This is a genomic window from Sphingobium sp. WTD-1 (assembly GCF_030128825.1).
GTDB lineage: Bacteria > Pseudomonadota > Alphaproteobacteria > Sphingomonadales > Sphingomonadaceae > Sphingobium.
In genome coordinates, this window is the sequence record NZ_CP119127.1 from 1,238,536 (window position 1) to 1,259,134 (window position 20,599).

Genomic DNA, 20,599 nt, shown 5'->3' on the forward strand with positions numbered 1-20,599 from the left:
AAGATCAGCTAATGGCTGTGTCGAGAATTGATGCTTTGTCGCAAGCCCGTATCTCCCGCAATCTCTGCCCATCACCAAGCATATAGGGGTAGGGCGATGCGCAACTGGATGGGCGTAGGTATCAGCATGGCTGCGATGTTTCTGGGCGGGCCGGCCTGGACGAAGGCGGTGGACGATCCGCTGCTGCGGCCGATCGCGCTTGCCTCGTCCAAGCGCTGGCTGGCGCCGCAGGCACCGATCCGGCTGCATGGCCAGACCTATCTGGTCGGGTTCGGCGGCCTCAATGTCGCGCTTATCAGGACGAGTGCCGGGCTGATCCTGATCGACGGCGCGGTGCCGCAGGCGGTGCGCGACGTGGAGGCGAACATCAGGGCGTTGGGCTTTTCGATCCGCGACGTGAAGCTGATCCTGAGCACCGAACCGCATTTCGACCATGCCGGCGGGCTGGCCGCGCTGGCCCGCGACAGCGGCGCGACGGTGGTGGCGAGCGCGCCGGCGGCGGCGGTGCTGCGCACCGGCGGCATCGATCCGGCCGATCCGCAGGCGGCCTGGCTGGAGCGTTTCCCCGCCGTCCGACCGCTGCGCGCGGTCAAGGATGGGGAGGAACTCCGGCTGGGCGACACGGTCATCACCGCCGTCGCGACGCCGGGCCATACGATGGGCAGCATGAGCTGGCGCTGGAAAAGCTGCGAGGGGCGGCAATGCGCGACCATGGTCTTCGGCTCCAGCCTCAATCCGATCGCGGCCGATGGCTATGCGTTTTCCGATCCGGCGCACCGGCCGGTGGTCGATGCCTTTCGCGCGACCTTTGCCAAGGTCGGCGCAATGGACTGCGACCTGTTGATCACGGCTCATCCCGATCCGGCCGATCCGGCGAAGCTGGCGCGCCTGCGGGCGAAGCGCGTGCCCAATGCCTTCATCGATCCGACCGCCTGCCGCCGCTATGCCGACCGCGCCGCCGGGATGCTGGACAAGAAGCTGGCGGCCGAGGGCGAGACGCGCAGTTACAGCCGGGGCCAATAGCCCCTTTCCCTGCCAGCCTTAATTTGCAACACTATTGTTGTAAATATAAAGGAGGGCAGGATGCAGATCGCGGGCAGGACGATATTCATCACCGGGGGCGGCGGCGGCATTGGCGCAGGGATGGCGCAGGCCTTTGCCGAGCAGGGCGGGCGTATCATCCTGGCCGATATCGACGTGGGTTTTGCCGAGGCCGAGGCGGCGAAGCTGCCGGCGGGGACGGACGCGATGGCGCTGCCGATCGACGTCACCAGCCGCGACAGCTGGGCGCAGGCCAAGGCAGCGGCGGAGGCGCGCTTCGGACCTGTGGATATCCTTTGCAACAATGCCGGGATCGCGTCGGGCTTTGTGCCGCTGATCGACATGGACCCGGCCGATTTCGACCGGCTGGTCGCGGTCAACCTGACCGGCGTCTATAATGGCATCGCCTGTTTCGCGCGGGCGATGGTCGATCGGGGCGCGGGGCATATCGTCAACACATCGTCGATGAACGGGCTCAACCCCTTCGGCCTGTTCGCCGCCTATTCGGCGAGCAAGTTCGGCGTGCTGGGCCTGTCGGATTCGCTGCGGCAGGAACTCGCCCCCCATGGCGTCGGCGTCTCCACTTTGTTTCCCGGCCTGACCCGCAGCCGCATGTCGCAATCCGACACGGTCGGGCCGGGCGCGATGGACCCGGCGCGGCTGGTGCAGATTCGCGCCAACATGATGGAGCCGATCTGGCTGGGCCGGGCGGTGGTGCGCGCGGTCGAGCAGGACCAGCCCTATATCATCACCCATCCCGAATATCGCGACGACCTGGCCCGCCGGTTCGACACGATCCTGGCGGCGTTCGGCGAACCGGCCCAGCCGGGCTATCGCACGGGGGCGTCGGCGACGGGGCGCTGAATCAGGCGCGAAAGCTCAGAAACGGGCGGCGGCGAGGATCATCTCCGCTCCCTTTTCCGCGATCATCATGGTCGGCGCATTGGTGTTGCCGGACGTGATCGTCGGCATCACCGAGGCGTCGATGACGCGCAGCCCGGCAAGGCCATGGACGCGCAATTGCGGGTCGACCACCGCGCGCGGACCGCTGCCCATGGCGGCGGTGCCGACCGGATGGAAGATGCTGCTGGCGATCGCGCCGATCCCTTCGAGCAGGGCGGCGTCATCCTGCCGCTCCGGGCCGGGCCGGAACTCCTGCGGCGCATAGGGGGCGAGGGCCGGCTGGCCGACGATCGCGCGGGTGACGCGCACCGCCTCGATCGCGACCTGGCGGTCCTCGGCGGCGGAGAGATAATTGGGGCGGATGGCGGGCGGGGCAAGCGGATCGGCGGAATGGATCCACACATCGCCCCGGCTGTGCGGGCGCAGGTTGCAGACGCTGGCGGTGAAGGCGGGAAAAGCATCGAGCGCGCCGCCGAACGCGGCCAGGCTCAAGGGCTGGACATGATATTCGAGATTGGCGGTGGCATGGCGCGGATCGGATTTGACGAACATGCCGAGCTGGCTGGGCGCCATCGACAGCGGCCCGGAGCGGCTGGCCAGATAGTGCAGGCCCATCCACGCCTTGCCCAGCCATGATCCGGCGCGGCCGTTGAGGGTGGCGATGCCGTTCACCCGATAGGCGCAGCGTATCTGGAGATGATCCTGCAGATTTTCGCCGACGCCCGGCCGGTCGGCCAGCACGTCGATGCCGAGTGCGGCCAGTCGGGCGCCGTCGCCGATGCCCGATCGCTGGAGGATGGCGGGGCTGCCGATCGACCCGGCCGACAGGATGACTTCGCCATCGGCCTGCGCGGTGCAGACGTCGCCGTCCAGCAGGAAGCGCACGCCGGTGGCGCGGTCCTGCGCGATCGTCACCCGGTCGATCGTCGCGCCGGTGACGATGCGCAGATTGGGGCGGTTCATCGCCGGGCGCAGGAAGGCGTCGGCGGCGCTCCAGCGCCGGCCGCGCCGCTGCGTCACCTGGAAATAGCCCGACCCCAGATTGTCGCCGCCGTTGAAGTCGGCGGTTTCCGGCACGCCATATTGGCTGGCAGCCTGGCGGAAGCGGTCGAGCAGATCCCAGCGCAGCCTTTGTCGCTCGACCCGTATCTCGCCGCCCGCTCCATGGGTGGCGCTGGCCCCGTCCTGATGATCCTCCGCCCGCACGAAATAGGGCAGGACATCGTCCCAGCCCCAGCCGATATTGCCGGCCTGGCGCCAGCCATCATAATCCGCGGCCTGGCCGCGCATGTAGATCATGCCGTTGATCGAGCTGCTGCCGCCGATTACCCGGCCGCGCGGATAGGCGATGGCGCGGGCGCCCAGGCCGGCCTCCGCCTCGGTCTTCAGGCACCAGTCGGTGCGCGGATTGCCCATGCAATAAAGATAGCCGACCGGGATCTTTATCCACAGCCAGTCGTCCTTGCCGCCGGCCTCCAGCAGCAGCACGCGGTTGCGCGGATCGGCGCTCAGCCGGTTGGCCAGCACGCATCCCGCGCTGCCCGCGCCCAGGATGATATAATCCCAGCGGCCATAATCCCGGTCCATCGCCTCTCCTCTTGTGCGCGGACCATGGCCCGGCGGGGGCGGCGGCGTAAAGGGGCGGGGCGGGCGCGGTGGCGATATCTGGCCGGGCCATGGCCTGCAAACTGGCCATGGGCGTGGGCGGGCAAGGGGCTATGGCAGGCAGGTGACGGCGCAGGAGGATGGGCCATGCAGATTGCGATACTGACGTTCGAGGGGTTCAACGAACTGGACAGTTTCATCGCCGCCGCCATCCTTAACCGGATGAAGCCGCAGGGCTGGACCGCCTATGTCACCGCGCCGGACGAGACGGTGACGTCGATGAACGGGGTGAGGGTGCAGCGGCAGCGGCCGCTGGATTTTGCGGCGCAAGCGGACGCGGTGCTGATCGGCAGCGGCATCCGCACGCGCGAGATTGCGGCCGATGCCGCGATGCTGGGGCGGATCGCGTTCGACCCGGCGCGCCAACTGATCGGGGCGCAATGTTCGGGCACGCTGCTGCTGGCGAAGCTGGGCCTGGTCGGCGACCTGCCGGCCTGCACCGACCTTACCACCAAGCCCTGGGTGGTGGAGGCGGGGGTGCGGGTGATCGATGCGCCGTTCGTCGCCCATGGCAATGTCGCGACGGCCGGCGGCTGCCTGTCGGCGCCCTATCTGGCGGCCTGGATGATCGCGCGGGGCGGATCGATGGCGGATGCGGAAGCGGCGCTCCATTATGTTGCGCCGGTGGGCGAGAAGGCGGACTATGTCGCGCGGGCGCGGGCGGTGATCGCGCCGTTCGTGGAAGCGGTGGCGGCCTGACGGGCGGTTATTTGCGCAGCAGGAACACCGCATGTTCGGCGAACAGATTGGCGTTCGCATGGGTGGTTTCCTTGTCCCCTTTCAGGAACCACTGGCCATCGATAGTCCAGCCGCGATCCTTCACCAGCGCACGGAAATCGTCGACCGTCACATGATGGATGTTGAGTGTGTCATACCAGGTGTCGGGCAATAGCCGCGTCACCGGCATGCGACCGCCCCACAGCAGCGACAGGCGCCCGCGCCAATGGGCGAAATTGGGGAAGGAGACGAAGGCCTGGCGGCCGATGCGCAGCAATTCCTCCACCACCAGGTCGGGGCGCCGGGTCGTCTGCAGCGTCTGGCTGAGGATTGCATAGTCGAAGCTGGCGTCGGGATAATAGGCAAGGTCGGTGTCTGCGTCCCCCTGCACCACCGACAGGCCACGGCCGACGGCGGCGGCGACATTGGAGGCGTCGATCTCCAGCCCGCGGGCATCGACCTCACTCTTGTCGCGCAGCGCCGCCATCAGCGCGCCGTCGCCGCAGCCGACATCCAGCACCCGCGTGCCCGGCCGCACGGTGCGGGCGATCAGCGCGAGATCGGGGCGGAGGAGATCGCTCATGCCCGGCCACCGCGCAGGAAGCCGTCGACCACGCGGTTCAATTCCGGACTTTCGAGCAGGAAGGCGTCATGGCCGAAGGGGCTGGACAGTTCGACGAAGCTGGCCTGCGCGCCCGAGGCGTTGAGCGCGTGGACGATCGCGCGGGATTCGGCGGTGGGATAGAGCCAGTCGGTATCGAAGCTGACCAGGCAGAAGCGCGCCCGCGTCGCGGTGAATGCTTTGGCCAGCGATCCGCCATGATCCTCGGCTATGTCATAATAGTCCATGGCGCGGGTGATGTAGAGATAGGAGTTGGCGTCGAACCGCTCGACGAAGCTCAGCCCCTGATGGCGCAGATAGCTCTCCACCTGGAAGTCCGCGTCGAAGCCGAAGGTCTTGGCATTACGCCCCTGTAGCCGTCGGCCGAATTTCTCGGTCAGGCCCGCCTCGGAAAGATAGGTGATATGCGCCGCCATGCGGGCGACGGCGAGGCCGGCGCTCGGCACCTTGCCATCGGCATAATAGTCGCCGCCGCGCCAGAGCGGATCGGCCATGATCGCCTGGCGCCCGACCTCGTGAAAGGCGATATTCTGGGCGCTGTGCCGCGCGGTCGAGGCGATGACGACGCAGCGTTCGACCCGGTCGGGGAACAGGGTGGGCCAGGTCAGCGCCTGCATCCCGCCCATCGACCCGCCGATCACCGCGGCCAGCCGATCGACGCCCAGATGGTCGAGCAGCATCGCCTGCGCCCGCACCATGTCGGCGATGGTCAGCACCGGGAAGCGCATCGCGTAAGGATCGCCCAAGGCCGGGTCGATGCTGGCGGGGCCGGACGATCCCATGCAGCTGCCGATGACGTTGGAGCAGATGATGAAATGGCGCGCCGGGTCGACCGGCTTGCCTTCGCCCACCATCCGCCACCACCAGCCCGGCTTGCCGGTGACGGGATGATCCGACGCGACATATTGGTCGCCGGTAAGCGCATGGCAGATCAGGATGACGTTGGATTTGTCCGCATTCATCTGCCCATAGCTTTCATAGGCGATGTCGACCGGGGACAGGCTGGCGCCGCTCGACAGCGGCAGCGGGCCGGGAAGGCGGGCCTGGCGGCGCAGGCCGAAACGTGTGTCAGGGGAAACGCTGGCCATGACATCGGGCTAAGACGAGGGAAAGAGGCTGTCAATTGGCGGGGCGGGGTGGCGATCGGCCTGCGCCGTGCCTAGATGGAGGGCATGACCGATCAGACCCGTCCGACCATCGTCGCCTATGGTCCGCTCTATCCCTATCTGACCGACCTGCTGGAGCAGCGCTTCACCGTCCATAATGTGGCGGCGGACGCGGATATGTCCGCGCTGTCGGCTGAGGTGCTGGAGGCGCGTGCGCTGGTCAGCTTCGGATCGGTCGGGGCGCCCGCCGCCATCATGGACGCGCTGCCGAAGCTGGAGCTGATCGGGCTATTCTCGGTCGGCTATGACAAGGTCGATGTCGACCATGCGCGATCGAAAGGCATCCGCGTCACCAACACGCCCGACGTGCTGACCGACGATGTCGCGGACCTGGCCGTCGGCCTTCTCTATGCGACGGTGCGCAACATCGCGGCGAATGACCGGCTGGTGCGGTCGGGCGGCTGGGCGCGGGGCGAGAAGCCGGCGCTGTCCGGCCGGGTGACCGGCGCGACCATCGGCATATTGGGGCTGGGCCGGATCGGCCGGGCGATCGCAAAGCGGCTGGAGCCGGTGGCAGGCGAGATCCTCTATCATAACCGCAAGCCGGCGGCCGACACGGCCTATCGCTATGTCGCCGACGCGATCGACTTTGCGCGCCAGAGCGAGGTCGTCATCGTCGCCACGTCGGGCGGGCCGGAAGCGGCCAGGCTGGTCGACGGCGCGATGCTGGACGCGCTCGGGCCGGATGGCGTGATCGTCAATATCAGCCGGGGCGGCGTGATCGACGAGACGGCGATGGTCGAGCGGCTGGCCGACCGGCGCATCGCCGGTGCGGGGCTGGATGTGTTCGCGCACGAGCCGCATGTGCCCGAAGCGCTGTTCGCGATGGACCATGTCGTGCTGCAACCCCATCAGGGCAGCGCCACCGTCCACACCCGCAAGGCGATGGCCGATCTGGTCGTCGCCAATCTGGACGCCTGGTTCGCCGGGGAGGCGCTGCTGACGCCGGTGGCGTAGCATGACGGCATAGCGCCTGCCCGTGCGCTCAACCGGCTCTGCCGCCCACCGCGGGCGCCAGCCGGTCGACCAGTATCGCACTGGCGCGGTTGAGGCCGATGACTTCGACCAGAATGCCATGGTGCCGCATCTTCGTGACCACATCCTCCAGCGCACCTACGGCCGTGATGTCCCACAAATGGCTGGCGCTCAGGTCGATGCGGACATGGGCTGCCGTATCGCGCAGGTCGAACCGGTCGGCGAAAATTTCCGCGCTGGCAAAGAAGATCTGGCCCGAAACGCTATAGGTCCGGGTATCCGTGGCTTCGTCATAGGCGTCGCGCACGTCCATCAGGCGGGTCACCTTGAAGGCGAAGAACACCCCGCTCAGCAGCACGCCCACCGCGACACCGGCCGACAGGTCGTGGGTGGCGACGGTGACGATGACGGTGGCGACCATGACGACGCCCGATGCCCTGGGATGGCGGGCAAGGTCGCGGATCGACCCCCAGGAAAAGGTGCTGGCCGACACCATGATCATGATCGCCACCAAGGCCGCCACGGGTACCTGGGCGACCCATGGTCTGAGCGGCACCATGACCAGGAGCAGGAACAGGCCCGCAACCAGGGTGGAGAGGCGGCCCCGCCCGCCATAGACCCCATGACTGCCAGAGCCTCGGAGGCTCGAATCTGAGATGCTGATGATGGATTTGTCAGCAGCGGAGACGAGTCATGACGGAGACGGTGAAATACGTTGGTCTGGACGTTCATAAGGAAACCATTGCGGTCGCAGTTGCCGATGGGGAACGCGGAGGCGAGGTGCGTTTCGTCGGCACGGTCGCCAACGAGGACGATGCGATCAGGAAGCTGGTCAAGCGGCTGACTGGACCGGGCGTGACGTTGAACGTCTGCTACGAAGCTGGTCCCTGCGGGTATGGCTTGCATCGGCTGCTGACGAAGCTGGGACAGAATTGCATCGTCATCGCCCCCTCGATGATGCCGCGGCGCCCGGGTGACCATGTAAAGACGGACCGGCGTGACGCGATGACCCTGGCGCGGCTGCTACGCGCTGGCGAACTCACCGCAATCTGGATACCGGACGAAGCGCACGAGGCGGTACGCGATCTCATCCGCGCGCGACGCAGCGCGCAAGATGATGCCATCGGAGCCAAGCAGACAGTGCGCAGCTTCCTGTTGCGTCATGATCGTCGTTTCGGCGGCAAGGCGGCCTGGACGAAAATGTACTGGCGGTGGTTGTCCGAGCAGCGGTTCGATTTTCCCCACCAACAGCTGGCATTCGAGGAAATGCAGAAGCGGGTGCTGGAGGCGCAGGCACGGGTTGGGCGCTTAGAAGCGGCGCTGACTGAAGCGGTGGACGCATGGTGTTTTGCGCCGCTGGTCCGCAATCTACAGGTCCTGCGCGGTATCAGGCTGGTCAGCGCTGCGACGCTGGTCGCTGAAGTAGGCGATCTCACCCGCTTCGACAATCCCAAGCAACTGATGGCGTATGTCGGCTTGGTGCCGTCCGAGCACTCCAGCGGCGCTCGGACCAAACGGGGCCGGATCACCCGCGCGGGCAACGCGCAGGCACGAACCATGCTGATTGAGGCGGGCTGGTCGTATCGACTGCCCGCTCGCGAGGAACGACGCTACCGTGAGCGGGTCATCGACTTGTCCGAGGACATCCAGGCGATCGGGTGGAAAGCGCAGGTTCGCCTGTGCCAGCGCTACCGTCGCCTGGCGGCCACGGGCAAGCCTCAGCCCAAGGTGACCACCGCGATCGCGCGTGAACTGGTCGGCTATGCCTGGGACATCGCCCGTCGGGTGTCGCCGGCGATAGCCGGCTGATCCACCCACGACATTAACGAGAGGAGGCGCCAGCGCGCCAACTGCATAGCCTTGGCCGGCGTGCCGCGGGCACCCGACTGTGATGGGCAATCCACGGTGTACGGTGGGGCAGGTTCGTCCGACGCCCGAACTTAGACGGAGGATAGGCCCAGCGACGGATACGGGTAGTGCGGTAATCAACCCGCGGATGAGAGCATGATCAATCGTCGTCGATCAGGCGCCCGCGGCACACCCGCCAAGGTCAATGCGACCGCTGGTCTCGAGGCCAGCGAAGGAGTAAACTCGGCCAGCGTCTCGGATGGCAGTCATGAGAGCGTATATTGCCGACCGTCTGTCCGATCATGCCACAGCCCGCGATGCCGCCGAACAGCCCGGCCGCGACATTGGCCAGGCCCAGCCCGGTGCATTCGCGCGCCTTGGAACTGGTGGTTTCCGTCAGATCATCGACGACGCTGGCGGTCATCATCGATTCGAGTAGGCCGACCGCCGCCATGGCGAGCGCATAGGGTGCGACGATGCGCAGCGTCTGCCAGTCGAACGGGACGGCCGGAAGCGCGAAAGATGGCAGCGAGGCGGGCAGGCGCCCCAGGTCGGCGACCGTGTGGATGGGCATCGGAAAGGCCATGCTGATCGCGGTCAGGACGACGATGCAGATGAGCGGCGAGGGCATGACCGTCGTGAGGCGCGGCAGCAGATAGATGATCGCAAGCCCGCCTGCGATCATGGCGTAGCTGTGCCAGGTCACGCCCAGCATCTGCGGCACTTGCGCGGAGAAGATGAGGATGGCCAGGGCGTTGACGAAGCCGGTGCGCACCGATCGGGAAACGAAGCGCATCAGCACATCGAGCTTCATCAGGCCAAAGCCGATCTGGAACAGGCCGGCGAGGAGCGTGGCGGCGAGCAGATATTGCAGGCCATGGGCATGGACGAGGGCCGCCGCGACCAGCGCCACGGACCCCGCGGCGCCGGAAATCATTGCGGGGCGGCCACCGGCAAAGGCGATGACGATGCCGATCGTGAAGGAGGCGAAGAGCCCGACCTCCGGATCGATGCCCGCGACGAAGGAGAAGGCGATGACTTCCGGGATCAGGGCGAATGTGCCGACCATGCCGGCCAGAATATCGCGGCGGGCATTGCCTGCGCCGTTGAACCATTCGCCACGATAACGCGAAAAAGCTGTGCTGTTCATTGGGAAAAACCGACGAGTGTCGCACGGGATGACGCGGCGGAAAGCGGGCGGATCGAGGTGCGACATGCGTTGTCCGGCGGATCGGCGGCCGGCATAGCCACCCGGAATTTCACCGGGTCCTTGCGAATGGCCGCCTCCTAAAGTGGCCACCGGGTGAGCGCAAGGGCCAGCCAAGGGGCGCATCGCCGAGATTATGGTCCGGAATATACAGGCCTGAAGATTGACCGGCCGATGGAATTCCGCGCAGATCGGCTGTCGCAATCGTCATTTGGGGAATGTCTTGGACCGCTGGCAAGCCATGAGAATCTTTGTTCGGGTGGCGGAAACCGGCGGTTTCGCCGAAGCCGCGCGGCAGCTGCATCTGAGCCCGCCGGCGGTCACGCGGGCGATCTCTGCACTGGAGGATCAGATCGGCGTGCGCCTGTTCACGCGGACGACGCGGTCGGTGAAGCTGACCGAGGCGGGCCGTGGCTATCTGGATGATTGCCGGCGGATACTGGCCGACATGGCGGATGCGGACGCGGCGGCGGCGGGCGCCCATGGCAACCCCACCGGCACGCTGATCGTCACGGGATCGGTGATCTTCGGCCAGATGTACGTGCTGCCGATCCTGCTCGACTATCTGGATCGTTTTCCGGCCGTGACCGGGCGCAGCCTGTTCGTCGACCGGCTGGTCAACATCGTCGAGGAAGGCATCGATGTCGCCATCCGGATCGGCCATCTGCCGGATTCGGGTTTGAGCGCCATTCGGGTGGGGACGGTGCGGCGGGTCATCTGCGGTGCGCCGGCCTATTTCGAGCAGCATGTCATGCCCCGGACCCCGGCCGACCTTGTCCATCATCGCATCATCGGCCCGACCGGGGCATGGGCCTCGCCGGAATGGCATTTCGGGCCGGAAGGCCGGAGCAGCGTCACGGTCCACCCCCAACTTTTCTGCAACACCAATGAAGCGGCGATTGCCGCCGCCGAGCAGGGCTGGGGATTGACCCGCGTGCTGTCCTATCAGGTCGAGCCGGCCCTGGCGGCCGGGCGGCTGGTCACGGTGCTGGACGATCATATGGAAAAGCCGCTGCCGATCCATGTCATCCACGCCGAAGGGCGGCGGGCGGCCGCCAAGGTGCGCAGCTTCGTCGATCTGGCGGTCGATCGGCTGCGGGCCAATAGGCTGTTCCAGCAAGGCGGATAACTATTCCATCATAAGGAATAATGACTTCCAGTTTCCCCGGATTATCAGGAATAAGGACAAGGATTATCTCTGTCTCCAGAAGCTGAAGCCCTTGCTCAGCGACCCCAACAGGGTGGAGGACATGATGAAGAAACTGGTCATTTCGATGCTGCTGGCAACCGCCGGTATTGCTTCCTCGGCCGACGCGATCGCCGCGCCTGCCAGCGCCGTCGCCACGCAGGCTGCGGCTGCCACGGTCCATTATCGCAGCGCCACCATCGATGGCGTCAAGATGTTCTATCGCGAAGCCGGCCCCGCCGATGGCCCGGTGGTATTGCTGCTCCATGGTTTTCCGACATCGTCGCACATGTTCCGCAACCTGATCCCGCTGCTCGCCGACCGCTATCATGTGATCGCGCCCGACTATCCGGGCTTTGGCCAGAGCGACGCGCCCGACCATCGCCAGTTCACCTACAGCTTCGCCCATTATGCCGACATGGTCGACACGCTGATGGGCAAAGTCGGCGCCCAGCGCTACGCCATGTATGTCATGGATTATGGCGCCCCGGTCGGCTACCGGCTCGCCATCAAGCATCCCGAGCGGGTCAGCGGCCTCATCGTCCAGAATGGCAATGCCTATGAGGAGGGGCTGGGCGCCTTCTGGGATCCGATCAAGACCTATTGGCAGAGCGGGTCGGCCAAGGATCGCGAGGCGCAGGCCTGGCTCGTCGGCCTCGACGCGACCAAGTTCCAATATACCGATGGCGTGCGCGACCTGTCGCGGATCAGCCCCGACAATTGGGTGCAGGACCAGGCCTTGCTCGACCGGCCGGGCAACAAGGATATCCAACTCGACCTGTTCTACGACTATCGCACCAATGTGCCGCTCTACCCGGCGTTCCAGGCCTTCTTCCGCGAACGCAAGCCGCCGACGCTGATCGTCTGGGGCAAGAATGACAAGATCTTCCCCGAAGCCGGTGCGCATCCCTACAAGCGTGACCTGCCTGACGCGGAGATGCATATTCTCGATACCGGCCATTTCGCCCTGGAAGACAAGCTGGATGAAATGGCGCCGCTGATCCGCGACTTCCTCGATCGCAAGGTCGCGGCGCGCTGACCCCCCGGCGGGGCCATGGTCAGGCATGGCCCCGCAACGGACGGATGACGGGAGACGGACCATGTCCTACGGTTTTCTGGATATCGCCACGACGCCGAGCGTCCGCGCGGCGCAGGCGGAGATGGGCGCGGACGCCCATTGGGCCACGTTCAGTGGCAATCGCGCCTTTGACCGCTTCACCGACAATGAAGCCCATTTCCTGGCGGCTCGCGACAGTTTCTACATGGCAACCGTGTCGGAGGATGGCTGGCCCTATGTCCAGCATCGCGGCGGACCGGCCGGCTTCCTCAAGATGGTCGACGACCGCACGCTGGCCTTTGCCGATTATCGCGGCAATCGCCAATATATCAGCACCGGCAATCTGGCCGCGAACGACCGGGCCTGCCTGATCCTGATGGACTATCCGCGCCGCGCCCGGCTCAAAATCTACGTCCATGTCGAGAAGCTGGCGCTCGATGCCGATCCGGCGCTCACCGATCTTGTCATGGACAAGGATTACAAGGCGCGGGCCGAACGTATCTTCCGGCTGCGGCTGGAGGCGTTCGACTGGAATTGCCCGCAACATATCACGCCGCGCTTCACCGAGCGCGAGATCGAACAGGCGGTCCGGCCGCTGCATGAACGGCTGGCGCAACTGGAAGCCGAGAACCGGGCGTTGCAGGATCGCCTTGCCAAGATGGGAGACGCATGATGGACAATGTGAGACCACCGCTGCCGCCCTTCACCCTGGAGAGCGCGACACAGAAGGTGCGCCTGGCCGAGGACGGGTGGAACAGTCGCGATCCGGCCAGGGTCGCCATGGCCTATACGCCGCTCAGCCAGTGGCGGAACCGGGCGGAGTTCGTCAATGGCCGCTCCGCGATCATCGCCTTCCTGACGCGCAAATGGCAGCGCGAACTGGATTATCGGCTGATCAAGGAATTATGGGCCTTTGCCGACAACCGCATCGCGGTGCGCTTCGCCTATGAATGGCATGACGACAGCGGCAACTGGTTCCGCTCCTATGGCAACGAGAATTGGGAGTTTGACGAAAGCGGCCTGATGCAGCGGCGGCTGGCCTGCATCAATGATGCACCGATCAGCGCGGCCGACCGGAAATTCCACTGGACGCAGGGGCGCCGGCCTGACGATCATCCCGGATTGAGTGACCTTAGCCTATAGGCCGCCAGGCGTGGCGGCTTCGCCAGGCACTAGCTTCAAGCCCGGCCCCGACGGATCGGTGGTGATGGGGAACATGTGCCGATCATGCCGGAACCGGTTCGGCAAGATCATCCTGCGAGCGGGCTGACGGATGGGGAGGGGCATGGCGTTGAGCCTGCCTCTCCGTTCAGGTGTCGCGCATCGCCATGCGGACGCCGGCGATTCAGGCCCGTTCGCCCCGCACCTTGGCGGTGCCGAATATTCCCATCTTGCACTTGCCGCTCACGCTGTCGCCATCGAACAGCAGGGCATATTTGAGGGTGATCGCCATCGGCTTTGTCACCTTCATCTCCCACGAGACCTGATTGCCGGCGATCGTGCCGGCAAACTCCTGCGATCCCTGATCGGCCTCCAGCCGCCCCGTCACCCGGTCGCCCGCGACCTGGAAATGCGCCACCATCGGCTGTGGCCCCATTGGCGTCGCCAGCACGAGCTTCCATGCGCCGTCGATCCCGACCGGGGCGGCAGGCGCGATCGGCGGGGCGGTGGGCGCCGCCGGGGCAGGGGCATCGACCTCAGGCGCCCGATGATCGGGATGGAAGCGGCTGACCGGGCGCTCGGGCCAGGACCGCCCCTCGATGATCGTCATCAGCTTGTCCGGCGTCAGCGGCAGGTCCACTGGCACCTCCCCGAACGGCACCAGCGCATCGGCGATCGCATTGACCAGAGTCGGTGGGCCGATGATGCAGCCGCCTTCGCCGACGCCGCGAAAGCCGCCTTCGGCCTGCGACGGCGTATCGGCATGGACATATTCGAAATCGGGCACGTCGAAGATCGTCGGCAGCGCATAATCCTTGAAGGTCGCGGCCGTCGGATTGCCCTGCGCATCGCGCGCGGCATCCTCCAGCAGCACGCTGCCGATCGCCTGGGCCAGGCCGCCGGCAATCTGCCCCTCGACCACCGCCGGATTGATCATCACCCCGCAATCCTCGCTGCTGACCCAGCGCCGGATCGTCACGAAGCCGGTATCGGCATCGACCTCGACGATGCAGGCATGGGCAGCGCTGGTGAAGGTCATGGGCGGCGGATCATAGCGATATTGCGCTTCCAGCCCGGTCTCCATGCCCGGCGGCAATCGCCCCGGCTCGCCATAGGCGATCTCGGCAATTTCGCGCAGCGTCCGCCGCATCTCCGGCGCACCGGCGACATGGACCATCCCATCGGACAGGCTGATCGCCTCCGGACTGGCGTTGAGCAGATGGGCGGCCACCGCCTTCACCTTGTCGGCGAGCAGCCGCCCGGCCCGGATCGCCGCGCCGCCGCCGATCACCCCCTGCCGGCTGCCGCCCGCGCCGGGACCGAAGCCGCCGCGCGAACTGTCGCCGTCGAAGATGGTGACGTCCTGGATTGGCACGCCCAGCTGATCGGCGATGCACTGGGCCATCGTCGTCTGGGTGCCATGGCCCTGCGAATGGACGCTCATCACCGCGACCACCCGTCCGGTCGGCTCGATCCGCAGCTGCACCAGTTCGCCGGTCATCACCGCGATGCTGCCGGCCGCCCCGGTCGGCTCGATATAGGCGGCGAGGCCCAGGCCCAGATAGCGCCCCTGTGCCCGCGCCGCCGCCTGCTCCGCACGGAAGGCGGGCACGTCCACCACCTCCAGCAACTTCTCCAGACATTGTGCCGGCGTGATATCCTCGCGCGGGATGCCGAGCGGCGTGACCGACGGCTGGTCGGCGGCGGTGCAGAGATTGCGCCGGCGAAGCTCCACCGGATCGATGCCGATCTGCCGCGCCGCCCGGTCGAGCAAAGTCTCGCGCGCCAGCGTCTCGATCGCCCAGGGGCCGCGATAGGCGGCCAGTCCCGGCGTATTGCTGTACCAGCCGCGTGACACGAAGCTGTACGCGGGGATATTATAGGCCGCCCACAGGAACATATGGACCGCGATATTGGCGTCCGCCCCCATCGGATAGGCGCCATTGTTGAGCGCATAATCGGCATGGCTGGCGATCAGCCGCCCGTCCGTGTCGAAGGCGGCGCGCAATGTCATTTCCTGCTCGCGCGCCTGGTTGGCGGCGGTCAGATTCTCGATCCGGTCCTCGATCCACTTGACCGGCCGGCGCAGCAGCATGGCGGCAAGGATGGCGGACACCTCCTCCATCCAGGGATGGTTCTTGAGGCCGAAGGAGCCACCGACATCCTTGGCCACCACCCGTACGCTCAGCCCCGGCCGGTCGAGCGCCAAGGTCAGCCAGCGCGCCACCAGTTGCGGCCCGGCGCAGGTGATATGGACCAGCAATTCGCTCTCGCCCTGCAGGCTCGCCACCACGCCGCGCGTCTCCATCGGCGACTGGGCGATGCGCTGATGGCGGATCGACTGGCTGACCAGATGCGGCGCGCCCGCCAGCAGCGCCTCCAGCGCGGCATCGGCGTCCTCCTCGCCCATGAGCGCGGCGACATTGTCGTCGGTGTCGGGATGGACGCGCGGACCAAGGCGCGCATCGTCCAGCGTGACGACGGCCGCTTCCTCGGCATAATCGACCACCACCAGGCTGGCGGCATCCTCGGCCAGATAGCGGTCGTCGGCGATCACCAGCGCGACCGGATGGCCGACATAGGCGACCCGCCCGTCGGCCAGCGGCGTCATCGCCACCTCCACCGGGCCAAGGAAAAAGCTCAGCATGGTGACGCCGAACGGCGCCAGATCGGCCTGGGTCAGCACCGCATGGACGCCGGGCTGGGCGCGCGCGACATCGGTATCGATCGACCGGATCGTGCCGCGCGCAATCGGGCTGCGGACGAAGGCGGCGTGCAGCATGCCGGGCAGGATGATATCGTCGACGAAGCTGCCGCGCCCGGTCAGCAGCCGGCCATCCTCCTTGCGCGGCACGCGCTGGCCGATGAAGCGCTGCGCGGAAATCGGCGGCGCATTCATGGCGTGCCATCCTCCGCCGCCAGTTGCCGGATCGCGCGGCGTATCCCCTGATAGCCGGTGCAGCGGCACAGATGGCCGGACATGGCTTGGGTCATCGCCGCTTCGTCGGGTTGGGCGTCGTCTGCCCGCAGCGCAGCCAGGGTCATGGCGATGCCGGGCGTGCAGAAACCGCATTGCAGGCCGTGACAATCCTTGAGCGCCTGCTGCACCGGATGGAGCGTGCCGTCGGCCGCGGCCAGCCCCTCGACCGTGGTCAGGCTGCATCCATCGGCCTGCACCGCCAGCATCAGGCAGGCTCGCACCGCGCGCCCGTCGACAATGATGGTGCAGGCGCCGCACACCCCCTGTTCGCAGCCGACATGCACGCCGGTATAGCCCGCCGCCTCGCGCAGCCAGTCGCTCAGCATCAGCCGCCCCTCGACCAGACCGCGATGCTGCTGGCCGTTCACCGTCATCGAAATGCGATGCTCGCTCATGCCGCCAGCCTCCGGTCGAGCGCCTGCGCCAGACTGCTGGCAAAGATGCGCCGGCCGACGCTACGTCGATAGGCGGCGCTGGCATGGCCGTCGTCAAACGGCGCGCTGTCGGCGATCGCCAGATCGGCAATGGCCTGCACATCGATCCGGTCGATCGCCTGGCCGACCAGCGCCTGCTCCGCCTGGCGTGCGCGCATCGGTGTCGGTCCCATGCCGAACCAGGCGATGCCGGCCCGTTCGATCCGGCCTTCCGCGATCGCCAGCGCGCCGACCAGCCCGACCAGCGCGAAATCGCCGGGGCGCCGCGCCACTTCGCGGAACAGCGGCACTGCATCCGCCGGCCAGGCGGGATAATCGATCGCCACCAGCATCTCGTCCGGCGCGATCGCGGTGGCATAGGGACCAAGATAGAGGGCGTCGGCGGCCATGGTCCGCGCGCCGCGCACCGATCGCAGGGTCATGGACGCCCCCAGCGCCAACGCCGTCGCCGGCATCTCGGCCGCCGGTTCACCCAGCGCAATCGAGCCGCCGATCGTCCCGCGATTGCGGGTCTGGTGATGGCCGACATGGGCGAGCGCCGTGACGAAAACCGGCAAGGCCTGTGCCAGCAGGGGATTGGCCAGCGCGTCGGCCTGCCGCGTCGCCGCGCCGATCCGCACGCCGCCGGCATGGGGGGCGATGCCCTGCAATTCGGGCAGATGGCCGATGTCGATCAGGATGAAGGGCTGGCTCATGCGCAGCGCCAGCAACGGCATCAGCGTCTGGCCGCCCGCCAGCAATTGCGCGCCGCCGCCGGCCTCGGCCAGCAGGGCGCAGCCATGGTCGATGCTGGTGGCGCGGACATAGTCGAACGGCGCGGGCTTCATCGCCGCCCCCTGCGCCCGGCCTCGAACCCGGCCAGCGCCGTCACCGCCAGCAACAGGCCGATCGCCACCATGCCGGTGCCCGCCACGCCGCTGCGCTCCAGTAGCACCCCGGTCGCCAGCGCCAGCAATAGCGCGATGATCCAGCCCCAGGGATGACCGCCCGCCGATGGAGCGGCCAGCATCGGCGCTGGCACCGCCGCGACCGGACCATCCTCCGCCGGCATGGTGCCGCCGCTGACCACCGCGTTGAAGTTGCGAAAAAATTGCCCCGCCAACTGCTTTGCCGTCGCGTCGATGATCGGCCCGCCCAGCTGCGCCAGCCGGCCGCCGACCTCGGCCTCGACCGCATAGGACAGGCGCGTGGCCCGACCATCATCGGCCAGCGTCACCCGCGCGCCGCCCCTGGCATGGCCCACCGTGCCACCCTGTCCCTCGCCGCTGATGCGATAGCCATTGGGGGCGTCGATCTCCGACAGGGTGACGGTGCCGGCAAAGCGCGCGCCGATCGGGCCTATCTTCACCGCGATCTCGGCGCGTAACCGGCCGTCGCCGTCGCGCTCCAGCGACTGGCAGCCGGGAATGCACTGGCGCAGCACCGCCGGATCATTGAGCGCCTGCCATACCGCGTCGCGCGACGCGGCGATCCGCTCCTCGCCGGTCATCCGCATCAGAAGCGCGCCGCCGTCGGTGTGTCGGTGTCGGGCTTGCGCGTGCCCAGCGCCTCGCGCGCGGTGGCGCGCAGATAGGACCAGATATTGTGGATCTGCGCCTTGCCCAGCGGGAAGCGCGGCATGCCCCGCTCGGCCAGCGCGCCTTCCTGCACCACCTGGTAGAAATTCTCCTCCGATAGCGACAGGGCGGATTCGCGCAGGTCCGGCCCCGGTGCGCCGGCGCCCTTGAACGCCATGCCGTGGCAGGCGCCACAGATGAAGCCCATCTCCTTGCCGGCCGCGACCGCCTTTTCGTCCAGCACGATGCTGGGATCGTCGAGCGCATGGACCGCCATGTCGCGCGGCGGGGAAGGGGCGAGCCGTGCCTTGCCGCCGATCGCGAAGCTCAGCAGCCGGCGCGGCTGGGCGCCATATTTCCAGCCGACATTCAATATCTCGCTGGCCGCCGCCGTGGTGCCGCCCCAGCCGACCAGCAGCGACACATATTGGGTGTCGCCGATGGCATAGCTCATCGGCGCGCCGATGATCCCCAGTCCCGCATTGAAGCGCCAGACTTCCTTGCCGCTTGCTGCGTCATGGGCGCGGACATAGCCGTCGGCCGTCCCCTGGAACACCAGCCCGCCCGCCGTCGCCAGCGTCCCGCCATTCCACAGATGGGGTCGCGGCATGCGCCAGCGCGCCTTCTGCGCTACCGGATCCCACGCCAGCAGCGCACCGGTCAGGTCGTCCTTGTCGCGCTTTTGCGTGATGAAGCTGGCGCTGGCCCCGGTGATGCTGGCCAGGAACCCCTTGTCCGCCTTCGCGTAGCGGGCGCCGGCCTGCATGTAGGGGATATAGGCCAGACCCGTCTGCGGGCTGTAGCTCATCGCCTGCCAGTTATGGCTGCCCAATGTGCTGGGATAGATGTCGACCGGCCCTTCCTGATAATGGACGTTGGCGGTTTCCACCGGGCGTCCCGTGGCCATGTCGATATGGCTGGCCCAGCTCACCTTGCCGACCTTCTCGGCCGAGATGAGTTTGCCGGTCTCGCGGTCCAGCACATAGAAGAAGCCGTTGGTTGGCTGCTGCATCAGCACTTTGCGCGGCCGGCCGTCGATCGTCACGGTCGCGGCGATCATGTTGGCCGTCGCCTTGTAATCCCAGCTTTCGCGGGGGTTCTGCTGATAATGCCAGATATATTGGCCGCTATCGGCGTCCAGCGCGACGATCGAGGCGACGAACAGATTGTCGCCGCCGCCCGGACTGCGCTTTTCCGGGTCATAGGGGCCGGCATTGCCGACGCCCAGATAGATGCGATTGAGCTCCGGGTCGAAGGTCATGCCGTTCCACACCGTGCCGCCGGTGCCGGTCTTCCAGTAGGAACCGTTCCAGCTCCTGGCCGCCATTTCCATCACCGGGTCGCCGGCATTCTGTTCGGGGCTGCCCGGCACCGTCCAGAAACGCCAGACCTGCGCCCCGGTCTTCTGGTCATAGGCGGTGACGAAGCCGCGCTGGCCGATGTCGGCGCCGCCATTGCCGATGATGACCTTGCCGTTGAAGGTGCGCGGCGCGCCGGTCAGGCTGTGCATCGTGCCGGGCGGCAGGGTGTTGACGCTCCAGGCGACCACGCCGGTCCTGGCATCCAGTGCGATCAGCCGGCCGTCGAGCACGCCGATGAAGATGCGGCCATTGTCGTAAGCGACGCCGCGATTGACCCCCATGCCCATCGCCTGCCGGGTCGGATTGACCTTCCAGATTTCCGGATCATATTTCCAGATCAGCCGGCCGCTCGCCCCGTCGACGGCATAGACCGCGCCATAGCTGCCGCTGAAATAGAGGATGCCGTTCACCGCCAGCGGAGTCGCCTCCAGCGATACCTCGCCCTCCAGGTCGAGCGACCAGGCCAGGCCCAGCTTGCGGATATTGGCGGTGTTGATCGCGCTCAACTGGCTATAGCCGCTCTCGTCGGCGCTGCCGCCGACACCGGGCCAGTCGGCCCCCGTGCCGGTCTGCACCGCCTGCTGCGCCACCAGCCCCGCGGCAGACGCCGCCAGCGCCAGTCCCGCCACCGTCCGCACCAGAAACAGCCCGCGCGTCCCCCGCATCCGCTCTCTCCCGTCCTGCCCGCTTGCCGCGCTGCCTGTTTGACTGAACAGGTGT

General features: G+C 67.0%; 18 protein-coding genes, 1 pseudogene and 1 other annotated feature. Of the genes and pseudogenes, 9 read left to right on the forward strand and 10 right to left on the reverse strand.

Annotated features, from left to right (window positions below):
• The first annotated feature begins 96 nt into the window (after positions 1-96).
• A complete protein-coding gene (gene bla, locus N6H05_RS06140) occupies positions 97-1,023 on the forward strand; it encodes a subclass B3 metallo-beta-lactamase (RefSeq protein WP_284113096.1) in 927 nt (308 codons plus the stop codon).
• A 60-nt stretch (positions 1,024-1,083) separates the two neighbouring features.
• Positions 1,084-1,905, forward strand: a complete 822-nt coding sequence (locus N6H05_RS06145) for an SDR family oxidoreductase (protein WP_284113097.1) — start codon at positions 1,084-1,086, stop codon at positions 1,903-1,905.
• Between the two features lie 15 nt (positions 1,906-1,920).
• Here the strand turns inward: N6H05_RS06145 and N6H05_RS06150 are convergent, their stop codons facing one another.
• Positions 1,921-3,531, reverse strand: a complete 1,611-nt coding sequence (locus tag N6H05_RS06150) for a GMC family oxidoreductase (protein WP_284113098.1) — start codon at positions 3,529-3,531, stop codon at positions 1,921-1,923.
• A 165-nt stretch (positions 3,532-3,696) separates the two neighbouring features.
• Between N6H05_RS06150 and N6H05_RS06155 the strand changes: the two genes are divergently transcribed.
• Complete coding sequence (locus N6H05_RS06155; RefSeq protein ID WP_284113099.1) at positions 3,697-4,308, forward strand: DJ-1/PfpI family protein; 612 nt, start codon at positions 3,697-3,699, stop codon at positions 4,306-4,308.
• Between the two features lie 7 nt (positions 4,309-4,315).
• On the opposite strand, the gene metW is transcribed toward N6H05_RS06155, so the two are convergent.
• Both metW and metX read right to left on the reverse strand, forming a co-directional pair.
• Positions 4,316-4,909: a methionine biosynthesis protein MetW gene (gene metW / locus N6H05_RS06160; protein ID WP_284113100.1), complete on the reverse strand. Its 594-nt coding sequence runs from the start codon at positions 4,907-4,909 to the stop codon at positions 4,316-4,318.
• The gene (gene metX, locus N6H05_RS06165) at positions 4,906-6,036 is read right to left on the reverse strand and encodes a homoserine O-acetyltransferase MetX (RefSeq protein WP_284113101.1); all 1,131 of its coding nucleotides are present in this window, start codon (positions 6,034-6,036) and stop codon (positions 4,906-4,908) included. The genes metW and metX overlap by 4 nt, the downstream gene beginning before the upstream one ends.
• A gap of 75 nt (positions 6,037-6,111) precedes the next feature.
• Between metX and N6H05_RS06170 the strand changes: the two genes are divergently transcribed.
• Positions 6,112-7,071 (forward strand): 2-hydroxyacid dehydrogenase, encoded by a 960-nt coding sequence (locus N6H05_RS06170; RefSeq protein ID WP_284113102.1) that lies wholly within the window; start codon positions 6,112-6,114, stop codon positions 7,069-7,071.
• Between the two features lie 28 nt (positions 7,072-7,099).
• Here the strand turns inward: N6H05_RS06170 and N6H05_RS06175 are convergent, their stop codons facing one another.
• Positions 7,100-7,591, reverse strand: a complete 492-nt coding sequence (locus tag N6H05_RS06175; RefSeq protein ID WP_284114183.1) for an STAS domain-containing protein — start codon at positions 7,589-7,591, stop codon at positions 7,100-7,102.
• Between the two features lie 191 nt (positions 7,592-7,782).
• On the opposite strand from N6H05_RS06175, the gene N6H05_RS06180 reads away from it, so the two are divergent.
• The gene (locus N6H05_RS06180) at positions 7,783-8,898 is read left to right on the forward strand and encodes an IS110 family RNA-guided transposase (RefSeq protein WP_004206949.1); all 1,116 of its coding nucleotides are present in this window, start codon (positions 7,783-7,785) and stop codon (positions 8,896-8,898) included.
• Positions 8,899-9,208: 310 nt separating this feature from the next.
• Here N6H05_RS06180 and N6H05_RS06185 read toward each other — a convergent pair.
• A pseudogene (locus N6H05_RS06185) lies at positions 9,209-10,087 on the reverse strand (SulP family inorganic anion transporter); the annotation flags it as partial.
• A 67-nt stretch (positions 10,088-10,154) separates the two neighbouring features.
• Positions 10,155-10,210, reverse strand: a sequence feature (sul1 is cis-regulatory element that is thought to sense ions involved in sulfur or methionine metabolism; They are found in Alphaproteobacteria).
• A 175-nt stretch (positions 10,211-10,385) separates the two neighbouring features.
• On the opposite strand from N6H05_RS06185, the gene N6H05_RS06190 reads away from it, so the two are divergent.
• The 4 genes from N6H05_RS06190 to N6H05_RS06205 all read left to right on the forward strand — a co-directional run bounded on the left by N6H05_RS06190 (position 10,386) and on the right by N6H05_RS06205 (position 13,530).
• Positions 10,386-11,273: a LysR family transcriptional regulator gene (locus N6H05_RS06190; protein WP_284113103.1), complete on the forward strand. Its 888-nt coding sequence runs from the start codon at positions 10,386-10,388 to the stop codon at positions 11,271-11,273.
• Positions 11,274-11,394: 121 nt separating this feature from the next.
• The gene (locus tag N6H05_RS06195; RefSeq protein WP_284113104.1) at positions 11,395-12,369 is read left to right on the forward strand and encodes an alpha/beta fold hydrolase; all 975 of its coding nucleotides are present in this window, start codon (positions 11,395-11,397) and stop codon (positions 12,367-12,369) included.
• A 61-nt stretch (positions 12,370-12,430) separates the two neighbouring features.
• Entirely contained in the window at positions 12,431-13,060 is a 630-nt protein-coding gene (locus N6H05_RS06200; protein ID WP_284113105.1) for a pyridoxamine 5'-phosphate oxidase family protein, read from the forward strand.
• On the forward strand, positions 13,060-13,530 hold the full coding sequence (locus N6H05_RS06205) for a nuclear transport factor 2 family protein (RefSeq protein WP_284114184.1): 471 nt from the start codon (positions 13,060-13,062) through the stop codon (positions 13,528-13,530). Before N6H05_RS06200 ends, N6H05_RS06205 begins: the two co-directional genes overlap by 1 nt.
• Positions 13,531-13,732: 202 nt before the next feature.
• On the opposite strand, the gene N6H05_RS06210 is transcribed toward N6H05_RS06205, so the two are convergent.
• From N6H05_RS06210 to N6H05_RS06230, 5 genes are read right to left on the reverse strand one after another with little or no spacing between them, the layout of a single operon-like run.
• Positions 13,733-16,447 (reverse strand): xanthine dehydrogenase family protein molybdopterin-binding subunit, encoded by a 2,715-nt coding sequence (locus N6H05_RS06210; RefSeq protein ID WP_284113106.1) that lies wholly within the window; start codon positions 16,445-16,447, stop codon positions 13,733-13,735.
• Entirely contained in the window at positions 16,444-16,923 is a 480-nt protein-coding gene (locus tag N6H05_RS06215; protein WP_284113107.1) for a (2Fe-2S)-binding protein, read from the reverse strand. The genes N6H05_RS06210 and N6H05_RS06215 overlap by 4 nt, the downstream gene beginning before the upstream one ends.
• Positions 16,920-17,789, reverse strand: a complete 870-nt coding sequence (locus tag N6H05_RS06220) for an FAD binding domain-containing protein (RefSeq protein WP_284113108.1) — start codon at positions 17,787-17,789, stop codon at positions 16,920-16,922. Before N6H05_RS06220 ends, N6H05_RS06215 begins: the two co-directional genes overlap by 4 nt.
• Positions 17,786-18,457 carry an SRPBCC family protein gene (locus N6H05_RS06225; RefSeq protein ID WP_284113109.1) on the reverse strand — a complete coding sequence of 224 codons (672 nt, stop codon included), beginning with the start codon at positions 18,455-18,457 and terminating at the stop codon, positions 17,786-17,788. Before N6H05_RS06225 ends, N6H05_RS06220 begins: the two co-directional genes overlap by 4 nt.
• Complete coding sequence (locus N6H05_RS06230) at positions 18,457-20,544, reverse strand: PQQ-dependent dehydrogenase, methanol/ethanol family (RefSeq protein ID WP_284113110.1); 2,088 nt, start codon at positions 20,542-20,544, stop codon at positions 18,457-18,459. Before N6H05_RS06230 ends, N6H05_RS06225 begins: the two co-directional genes overlap by 1 nt.
• Positions 20,545-20,599: the final 55 nt, after the last annotated feature.

What these genes read in the sequence shown, in the direction of transcription:
- bla (WP_284113096.1), top strand. Translation starts at nt 97, where the DNA reads ATGCGCAACTGGATGGGCGTAGGTATCAGCATGGCTGCGATGTTTCTG.
- N6H05_RS06145 (WP_284113097.1), top strand. Translation starts at nt 1,084, where the DNA reads ATGCAGATCGCGGGCAGGACGATATTCATCACCGGGGGCGGCGGCGGC.
- N6H05_RS06150 (WP_284113098.1), bottom strand. Translation starts at nt 3,531, where the DNA reads ATGGACCGGGATTATGGCCGCTGGGATTATATCATCCTGGGCGCGGGC.
- N6H05_RS06155 (WP_284113099.1), top strand. Translation starts at nt 3,697, where the DNA reads ATGCAGATTGCGATACTGACGTTCGAGGGGTTCAACGAACTGGACAGT.
- metW (WP_284113100.1), bottom strand. Translation starts at nt 4,909, where the DNA reads ATGAGCGATCTCCTCCGCCCCGATCTCGCGCTGATCGCCCGCACCGTG.
- metX (WP_284113101.1), bottom strand. Translation starts at nt 6,036, where the DNA reads ATGGCCAGCGTTTCCCCTGACACACGTTTCGGCCTGCGCCGCCAGGCC.
- N6H05_RS06170 (WP_284113102.1), top strand. Translation starts at nt 6,112, where the DNA reads ATGGAGGGCATGACCGATCAGACCCGTCCGACCATCGTCGCCTATGGT.
- N6H05_RS06175 (WP_284114183.1), bottom strand. Translation starts at nt 7,591, where the DNA reads ATGATCATGGTGTCGGCCAGCACCTTTTCCTGGGGGTCGATCCGCGAC.
- N6H05_RS06180 (WP_004206949.1), top strand. Translation starts at nt 7,783, where the DNA reads ATGACGGAGACGGTGAAATACGTTGGTCTGGACGTTCATAAGGAAACC.
- N6H05_RS06190 (WP_284113103.1), top strand. Translation starts at nt 10,386, where the DNA reads ATGAGAATCTTTGTTCGGGTGGCGGAAACCGGCGGTTTCGCCGAAGCC.
- N6H05_RS06195 (WP_284113104.1), top strand. Translation starts at nt 11,395, where the DNA reads ATGATGAAGAAACTGGTCATTTCGATGCTGCTGGCAACCGCCGGTATT.
- N6H05_RS06200 (WP_284113105.1), top strand. Translation starts at nt 12,431, where the DNA reads ATGTCCTACGGTTTTCTGGATATCGCCACGACGCCGAGCGTCCGCGCG.
- N6H05_RS06205 (WP_284114184.1), top strand. Translation starts at nt 13,060, where the DNA reads ATGGACAATGTGAGACCACCGCTGCCGCCCTTCACCCTGGAGAGCGCG.
- N6H05_RS06210 (WP_284113106.1), bottom strand. Translation starts at nt 16,447, where the DNA reads ATGAATGCGCCGCCGATTTCCGCGCAGCGCTTCATCGGCCAGCGCGTG.
- N6H05_RS06215 (WP_284113107.1), bottom strand. Translation starts at nt 16,923, where the DNA reads ATGAGCGAGCATCGCATTTCGATGACGGTGAACGGCCAGCAGCATCGC.
- N6H05_RS06220 (WP_284113108.1), bottom strand. Translation starts at nt 17,789, where the DNA reads ATGAAGCCCGCGCCGTTCGACTATGTCCGCGCCACCAGCATCGACCAT.
- N6H05_RS06225 (WP_284113109.1), bottom strand. Translation starts at nt 18,457, where the DNA reads ATGCGGATGACCGGCGAGGAGCGGATCGCCGCGTCGCGCGACGCGGTA.
- N6H05_RS06230 (WP_284113110.1), bottom strand. Translation starts at nt 20,544, where the DNA reads ATGCGGGGGACGCGCGGGCTGTTTCTGGTGCGGACGGTGGCGGGACTG.